This is a genomic window from Halohasta sp. A2 (genome assembly GCF_056175805.1).
The window spans coordinates 1-6,796 of the sequence record NZ_JAQFWV010000112.1; the positions used below are offsets into that span (position 1 = coordinate 1).

At 53.6% G+C, this 6,796-nt stretch carries 8 protein-coding genes; 5 read left to right on the forward strand and 3 right to left on the reverse strand.

Annotated features, from left to right (window positions below):
• The first annotated feature begins 167 nt into the window (after positions 1-167).
• The 4 genes from O2S87_RS17595 (at position 168) to O2S87_RS17610 (ending at position 2,814) form a co-directional block, all read left to right on the forward strand.
• Positions 168-974, forward strand: a complete 807-nt coding sequence (locus O2S87_RS17595) for an SWIM zinc finger family protein (protein WP_475410053.1) — start codon at positions 168-170, stop codon at positions 972-974.
• 116 nt (positions 975-1,090) lie between these two features.
• Complete coding sequence (locus O2S87_RS17600) at positions 1,091-1,609, forward strand: DUF7342 family protein (RefSeq protein WP_475410054.1); 519 nt, start codon at positions 1,091-1,093, stop codon at positions 1,607-1,609.
• Positions 1,610-1,807: 198 nt separating this feature from the next.
• Positions 1,808-2,380: a DUF7342 family protein gene (locus O2S87_RS17605; protein ID WP_475410055.1), complete on the forward strand. Its 573-nt coding sequence runs from the start codon at positions 1,808-1,810 to the stop codon at positions 2,378-2,380.
• Complete coding sequence (locus O2S87_RS17610) at positions 2,377-2,814, forward strand: toxin-antitoxin system TumE family protein (protein ID WP_475410056.1); 438 nt, start codon at positions 2,377-2,379, stop codon at positions 2,812-2,814. Before O2S87_RS17605 ends, O2S87_RS17610 begins: the two co-directional genes overlap by 4 nt.
• Here the strand turns inward: O2S87_RS17610 and O2S87_RS17615 are convergent.
• Positions 2,798-4,138 (reverse strand): ISH6 family transposase, encoded by a 1,341-nt coding sequence (locus O2S87_RS17615; RefSeq protein ID WP_475410057.1) that lies wholly within the window; start codon positions 4,136-4,138, stop codon positions 2,798-2,800. The two genes, O2S87_RS17610 and O2S87_RS17615, sit on opposite strands and share 17 nt — an antisense overlap.
• 157 nt (positions 4,139-4,295) lie before the next feature.
• On the opposite strand from O2S87_RS17615, the gene O2S87_RS17620 reads away from it, so the two are divergent.
• On the forward strand, positions 4,296-5,264 hold the full coding sequence (locus O2S87_RS17620) for an NADP-dependent oxidoreductase (RefSeq protein ID WP_475410058.1): 969 nt from the start codon (positions 4,296-4,298) through the stop codon (positions 5,262-5,264).
• A gap of 13 nt (positions 5,265-5,277) precedes the next feature.
• On the opposite strand, the gene O2S87_RS17625 is transcribed toward O2S87_RS17620, so the two are convergent.
• Entirely contained in the window at positions 5,278-5,529 is a 252-nt protein-coding gene (locus O2S87_RS17625; RefSeq protein ID WP_475410060.1) for an exodeoxyribonuclease VII large subunit, read from the reverse strand.
• A gap of 251 nt (positions 5,530-5,780) precedes the next feature.
• Positions 5,781-6,293, reverse strand: coding sequence for an exodeoxyribonuclease VII large subunit (locus tag O2S87_RS17630; protein ID WP_475410059.1), 513 nt, complete (start codon positions 6,291-6,293; stop codon positions 5,781-5,783).
• Between the last annotated feature and the right edge of the window lie 503 nt (positions 6,294-6,796).

Consider the following 6,796-nt stretch of genomic DNA (forward strand, 5'->3'; position numbering starts at 1 on the left):
GGATAAAATTAAACGTCACGAGTAAATCCTTACGCAGTATAGTGTTTTCAGCTAGATAAATTTGCCGTGATGAACGCTCAAGAGCTACAGAATCTGACGTTTCTGTCGGTGTTTCTTGGACAGGCTGATATGGTTCATTATTCCTTCCTCGTATCGAAGAGTTAGACATGAGCATCAATATCGACAAACAGACGATTCAGAGCCGGAGTACTGATGCAGTATTCAACCGTGGGAAAAATTATACTGACGAGGGACGAGCCCAACATCTGGACCGATTTGGTGATCTCGTTACCGCGAGCGTTGCTGGATCAAAGCTCTATGACGTGACGGTCGACTTTGGTGGTGCCAGTATCGATACGCGGTGTACGTGTCCATACGACGGTCGTGGCGACTGCAAGCATATCGTTGCAGTACTCCTTGATATCGTCGAAGGTCCACCAGAGGACGAAAGTGAACGCGTTGAGACCGTTCTTGAGGACGTGTCGGCTGATGGGCTTCGAGAGTTTGTTGGTGATGTATTTGGCACATATCCCGAGCTCCGCGACCAGTTTCTCGCACGCTTCGGGGACGACCACAAATCTGTAGAGGCCTATCGCGAGGAGATCGCCCAATTGTTTGAACAGCACGCTGATCCGGTCGTATTTGAGGCTATAGACTTCTCTCGATTTTTTGAGATTGCCGAACAGTATCGTGATCGCCAACGGTATCTGGCAGCTTCGACTGTCTATAGAGCAGTCTTTGAAGAGGTCGACGAGAAATCTAACTGGATCGACGGAGCGTACGACCACTATGCGAAGACAATCCAGACTGCTCTTGATGGCTACGCTGACTGTGTTCTAGCGGCTGATACGACTGTTGAGGAGTTCGATACATACGCTGGCGTCCTGGAGGCGAGAGCATCAACAGACCCACCGGTCAACAACGAACAATTCTGGCGTGCTCTTGATGACCTCGAAGACCGATACAATGGGTGAGGTTACAAAAATATCTGCACATAGGAGATCCGAGTAAGTCAGATTCGATTCACTACCGCTAGGTAATATATGCGAGTCTGAGAAAGATATTTTACCACGGGTTCGAATCAACAGCAATGACCGACATCAACGAACAGGTGGTCGATGACTGGAAATCCTCAACAACGGCCAGAGAGCGTGTCAAAGAGATACTTGAGGAGACAACCACCTACTCGAAAGTGAGCACCATTGCAGACCGTGCTCACGTGAGTGAGCCGACTACCCGGAAGTATCTCAACGAACTCGTTGACGAGGGAGTCGGCACTACCGACCAGGACGGCCGTACTACTCTATACAAACGTAATCAAGGTCGACTCGTCGATAGACGGATCGAAGAACTCCGGACGACGTGTTCACATCAAGAACTTGTCGAGGGAATCCAGGAGATGAAAGAATCAATCGCGGAGTTCCGCGAGACCTTCGATGTTGAAAGTCCCGAGGATCTCGTGATCGAACTCGAACCCGGCGACAAGGGATGGAGTGATGTCGGACAGTGGCAGTCGACACGTCGCAACCTTGCGATTACGAAGGCTGCTATCCAAGTTGACGAAGCACATCGACTGGCAGGGGCTGAAGTGTCAGCAACCTACGACTGAAGTCCTGTGAGCTGGTATGCGAGAGTATACTTGAAGACTCCAGAACGAGGATTAGATATAGTTTACATATAAACGAGTATACTAAGTTTTCATTTATCTTTCTGCGACATTACTCTGCTCGGAGTTATCAGCGAACACCTATTGAACGTATTATGGCGTTGGGGCAAGATTTATTCCGTTTCTCTTTCTTGGTGATGCATGGATGAACCGCGCTCCGAACTGAAAGTCAGTGTCGACGACCAACCGATTCCAGACTTTGACGAACTGACTTCGCCGGAAGAGGTTGTCAGTGGTGGTCGGACTCGTGATGACTTCTTCGATGCTGTCCTCGGTTTGGACAGTCCTGCAACAGCCAAAGAAGTAGCCGATCTTGCAGGGCGCGGTGTGGATGCTGCACGTGAGTACCTAGAGTGGTTCCAGCAGATGGGGATCGTGACACAGGTCACAGACTCACCTGCCACGTATGAACGAAATCAAGAGTACCTCAACTGGCGACGTGTGCAGACACTGCGTCGAGAGTACACCTCCGAAACATTGCTTGATTTCCTCAAGACGGAATCAGAGCGCGTGAAAGAGATCAAAAACGAATTCAACACCACCTCTCCGGACGAGATCTCTATCACACAGTATGCAGAAGACACTAACCAACCCCTCGAGGACGTTTGGGAGCGACTCTCTGAGTGGCAAACAGCACGTCGACGTATTGCGCTTCTCGAACGAGCTCTCAGGACGGAGTCAGGAGATGCTGCTAATGTCCAATCTGCGGTATGACAGGCAGGGAAGAGGAGGGAGACGGTCAAATTAGTGGTGCTGCGGTAGATTCTGACCGAGTTGAGATCATTCGGGATCGGCTTTCTTTTGACGATCGCTTCTATCGTGTTGAGGAGCTCCCAGAGTTCGCCCCTGGTCGTTTAGCGTGTCTCTATGACAACCGATTCTATCCTCCGAGTGTACTGGAAGCTCGTCTGGAAATAGTGTGGTTCGAAAACGGTGATTTCTCGCTTCACTACCACGAAGAACACAAGAATGGGGAGTTCGACCACCGGTGGGATAGACACCCCTCGACTCACAACGACCGCGACCACATCCATCCCGGACCCGATGCACCAACGCCCGGAGAGGACGCATCACATCCTGCAGATTGGCGTGATGTTCTCACCCAGGTTCTTGGTCGCGTCGCAAAGTCCTCTAGAGTTTGCCTCTGATACTTTCAGTTGAGAGGTCACAGCTCATTGCTGTTTTGGTTGATCGCTGGAGCAGTTCATCAACGAACAGCTGGTAGTGAGATGGATCAGCATACTTCACGAGCTGAAGTTGGAGCAACGCCTCTAGTCCCTCTGCTGTCCAGCGCATCCACTGGTTCTTACACCGCTTGCTGACTTCCCCCATTAGACGTTCGACGGGGTTCGAGGTCCACGGCACCTCGAACCCCTCGATAGCTGCCTCAGCAAATGTCACGATTGACGGCAACCACCCCTGGAGATACCCCGCAGCCTTCTCTGATCCGTACTGATCCAACTGCCACGCTGTCTTCTCGATACGCTCGGTCGTTCGTGCGATCCGCTCGCGGATCGCCGCGAACTCTTCGTTTGGACGGTGCTTAGCGACCGAGTTCTTCAGATGGAACACCTCGCCGATTACCTCCGAGACGATCTCGTTACGCTGATCTAGTGGAAAGATACCGTCATCCCAGAGATAGTAGTCCAGCGTTCGGCCGACGTGGACAAGGTCAAGTTGGTGATCATGAGATTCGTCGGTAAAGGCCGTGACAATGCCACGATCTCCGTCACTGACGACCGTCGCGTCGTCAGTGACTGCATCCATGTCATCGAGTTCGGCGGCTGTCTTGTTCCAATCAGCGTTCACCGAGAGATCCAGCAGAGAGCGTGAGTTATCGGCGGTATCTTCGCCGAGCGTCGCTTGAATTGAGTGGTACGAACGGTCGTCGTCTTGGCTGTAGCATTTTGTGCCGTCAGGAATGACAGCGTCAGCTTCTGTATCAGCGACACAGTCTGGAAGAAACTGCTTGAGCTTACCGCCATATTCTCTGACACGGCGGTTGATGGTGGATGGCGACGGCATCTGTTCGAAGATGCCGTCGCCGTGATCAGCAGCATCACGGTAGCTGAGCGAGGTGGCGAGATCGACACTAGTGGCTGCGATGTCCTGCTGATAGCGGTTCTGCCCGTCGAAGCTGAGAACATCTTCGACGGGCCGGAAGTAACTGGATTCGTCGTGGTCTGCGGCGGTATCCTCAACGTAGTGGAGGCTGAACTCGTGGTCTCCGGCAGTTGTGACGGCTGTTCGAGTATCGGTGCCGCGGCGTTGGAAGCGTTGTTCACCGTTACCGTGTGCGTGTTTCTCGCCACAGAGTGCCTCGACGCGGGCCGCGTCGAGGCTCTCGACAAGGCCTTCGAGAAGAACTGATTCGATGTTTTGATCAGTAATGAACTCGGCAAGTGTGGCCAGCGGTATCGTTTTGTCGTCGTCGATGCTAACGGTCAACCGCACGTCGATTGTGGCGTGCATGGGACACCTCTCGGAGTGGACACCAGAGGCGTCCCTTTCCTCAAGGGAGTCAGTTGCTACTGAACTCTAGAGGACTTTGCAACACGACCAAGATACTAACTGGCTCAAGCCGACATAACCGCTATACCCTCTGCTCTCCAAGCATCAGTTGTACCCGATGACAGACTCAATGCAGACTGTTCGCTATCACGAGCTTGGTGACGAAGAGGTTCTCAAACACGAAACGGCCCCGATCCCCGAACCGGAAGCCGATGAGGTTTTGCTCCGTGTCGAAGCCGCAGGAGTGAATCCTATCGATTGGAAGACCCGAGACTCAAAGAACGCCGGTCTCGGACAGAACGTTCGCGACCTTAATCAGGACGTCTCGTTCCCGATTACACCTGGCTGGGATGTTTCCGGTAGTGTTGAAGCACTTGGTGAGGACGTGAGCAGTTGGGAGCTGGGAGAGGAAGTTTATGGAATGCTCCGTTTCCCGACACTGGCTGGTACGTACGCCGAATACGTAACTGCACCTGCTGACGAGATCGCTCGAAAGCCCTCCTCGCTCTCGCATTCCGAAGCGGCTGCGGTTCCGATGGTGTCACTGACAGCCTGGCAGGCATTGTTCGACGCGTCAGACGTTTCTGACGGTGACCGGGTGTTAATGCATGCAGCTGCTGGTGGTGTCGGTCATATGGGGGTACAGTTCGCGCACGAACACGGTGCACACGTCATTGGAACTGCATCCGGAAGTAATGAAGCGTATCTCCGGGCGCTTGGTGTTGATGAGTTCGTGAATTACCGCGAGGAGAATTTCGAGGAGGTGTTGGATCCCGTTGACGTCGTAATCGACCCGGTCGGAGGCGAAACGCTCACCAAATCGTTCGAGGTTCTCACCGACGGTGGTGTGTTAGTTTCGCTACTCCGCGAACCAGAACAGGAGAAGGCCGACCAGTACAATGTTGAAGGAAAGCTTGTGTTTGTTGAACCGAATGCTGAGTACCTCAACCAGATCCGGACGCTCATAGATGACGGGGATGTACGCCCGCATATCCGAGAAACGTTTCCACTCGAAGAAGTTGTTGAAGCCCATCGTCTCGTTGAAAAGGGCCACGGACGGGGCAAAGTAGTCCTCACTGTAAACTAAAGCCTCTCAAGCGTTACCAACGAAGAGTTTCGCTAACCACTCTTCTGCGCGTTGAAGTTGGTACTGGAGCGTCGACCGTGGCGTCTTCATCAAGGGTTGCGACACCACTCATCAACTCTTGGAGGGCGTCTGGACCCTGCACACTCGCGTGCTGAACTTTGATGTCGACAGCGGGGTAGCGGGCATGTATGGCTGTGACAGCGTCGACGCGAGCGTCGCTATCGGCCGAGGTTACGAGCCCGATCGTTTCCGGAAGTTCCCGCAGCGGTTGCTTGCGCTCATGTAACCGACCCTACCCTACTTCGCTCGCACTAACAGGCTCGCTCGTTGAGGGTAGGGCTTTGATGTGGTCCTCGCCGTCAGTTGACGCGACTGGGCGTTTTGTACGCCCTGCCTACCGAACGCCCTTCGGGGTCGGCGAACCCACCATTATGGCCGGGCTACTGCGGCCCGTACTGTGCGGGACTTGTGCCAGCACAGCACTAGTAATCTGTACGGTGAGATGAAACTTAACAGTTACTCAGTATCATGTCGGTTTCCTCCCCGGCCTACTCGCTCCCTTCGGTCGCTCCTTGAGGCCGGAGGCTCCACCTCAAAGTATGCTGAAAGCAGCCCGTCCTCTGCGAGCAATTGCTTGTTATCGGCATAGATTTGGCTGTACTCGCTTTCGCCCATGTCAACGATGTCAGTGGCGAGTATCGAACAGGAGCCCTGTGGTTCGTAGAAGGACAAATCGCCTCGAACCACCACCCACATCTCGTCTTCGGGTTCGATACGTGCTCGGCTTCGGCGAAAGCCAAACAGGACACAATGGATCGAGGCCTCACCAGATACGAGATCGAAGTGAACGTGGCCGTTTGAGTCACGGCATCCAGAAACGTCGCCGACGACGTAGTCGTGGTTCAGCGTGAACCCGATGCCAACTTCCACGTAGCCCAGTGCCACGTTTTCGGGACCACCACAGCCGTCAATGAGCGCAGGTAGTTCCTCACGAGCTCCGACGCTCCTGGACAGCCTAACGACGCTCACGTCTCGCAGGTTTGAGTTGATGTGAGCATGGTCTGCCCGTAGCAGCATCGGCTGGGAAAATAGGGTGTACACGTCTTTCGCGAGTTCTCAGATTCACTACTCTTGCTGGATCAGAACGACCACCCCGAAGGCATCTTCAAACCGGGTTAGATCGGCTGCGGTTGGATCACCGGTGACGAGGGCTATCGTGACGGCATCACTGGCGCACGTCTCGGCTACACGAACTGCAGTGTCGACCGTCCCGTCTGCTGCGGTGCTACCTGTTGTGACGACGACGTCGAACTCGGTGAACTAGTCATCGGTGACAGATGCCGTACAGTCGATGACGGCGTCAACCGGGTACGGAGCTTCGTCTGGAACCCTCTCTGACCTAAATTTTTGGTCGCGTCTCAGGATCGTTTAGAACCAAGCCAACACTCACCGCAACGAAGTAGCAGTTGATACGTTAGAGGAAGGGGACTGTTTCGGTGCTAGAATGAAAGAGTCCCCAATCGAGATTACAC

Excerpts from the sequence above, each read along its gene's own strand:
- O2S87_RS17620 (WP_475410058.1), top strand. The coding sequence starts at position 4,296 with ATGACAGACTCAATGCAGACTGTTCGCTATCACGAGCTTGGTGACGAA.
- O2S87_RS17600 (WP_475410054.1), top strand. The coding sequence starts at position 1,091 with ATGACCGACATCAACGAACAGGTGGTCGATGACTGGAAATCCTCAACA.
- O2S87_RS17610 (WP_475410056.1), top strand. The coding sequence starts at position 2,377 with ATGACAGGCAGGGAAGAGGAGGGAGACGGTCAAATTAGTGGTGCTGCG.
- O2S87_RS17605 (WP_475410055.1), top strand. The coding sequence starts at position 1,808 with ATGGATGAACCGCGCTCCGAACTGAAAGTCAGTGTCGACGACCAACCG.
- O2S87_RS17595 (WP_475410053.1), top strand. The coding sequence starts at position 168 with ATGAGCATCAATATCGACAAACAGACGATTCAGAGCCGGAGTACTGAT.
- O2S87_RS17615 (WP_475410057.1), bottom strand. The coding sequence starts at position 4,138 with ATGCACGCCACAATCGACGTGCGGTTGACCGTTAGCATCGACGACGAC.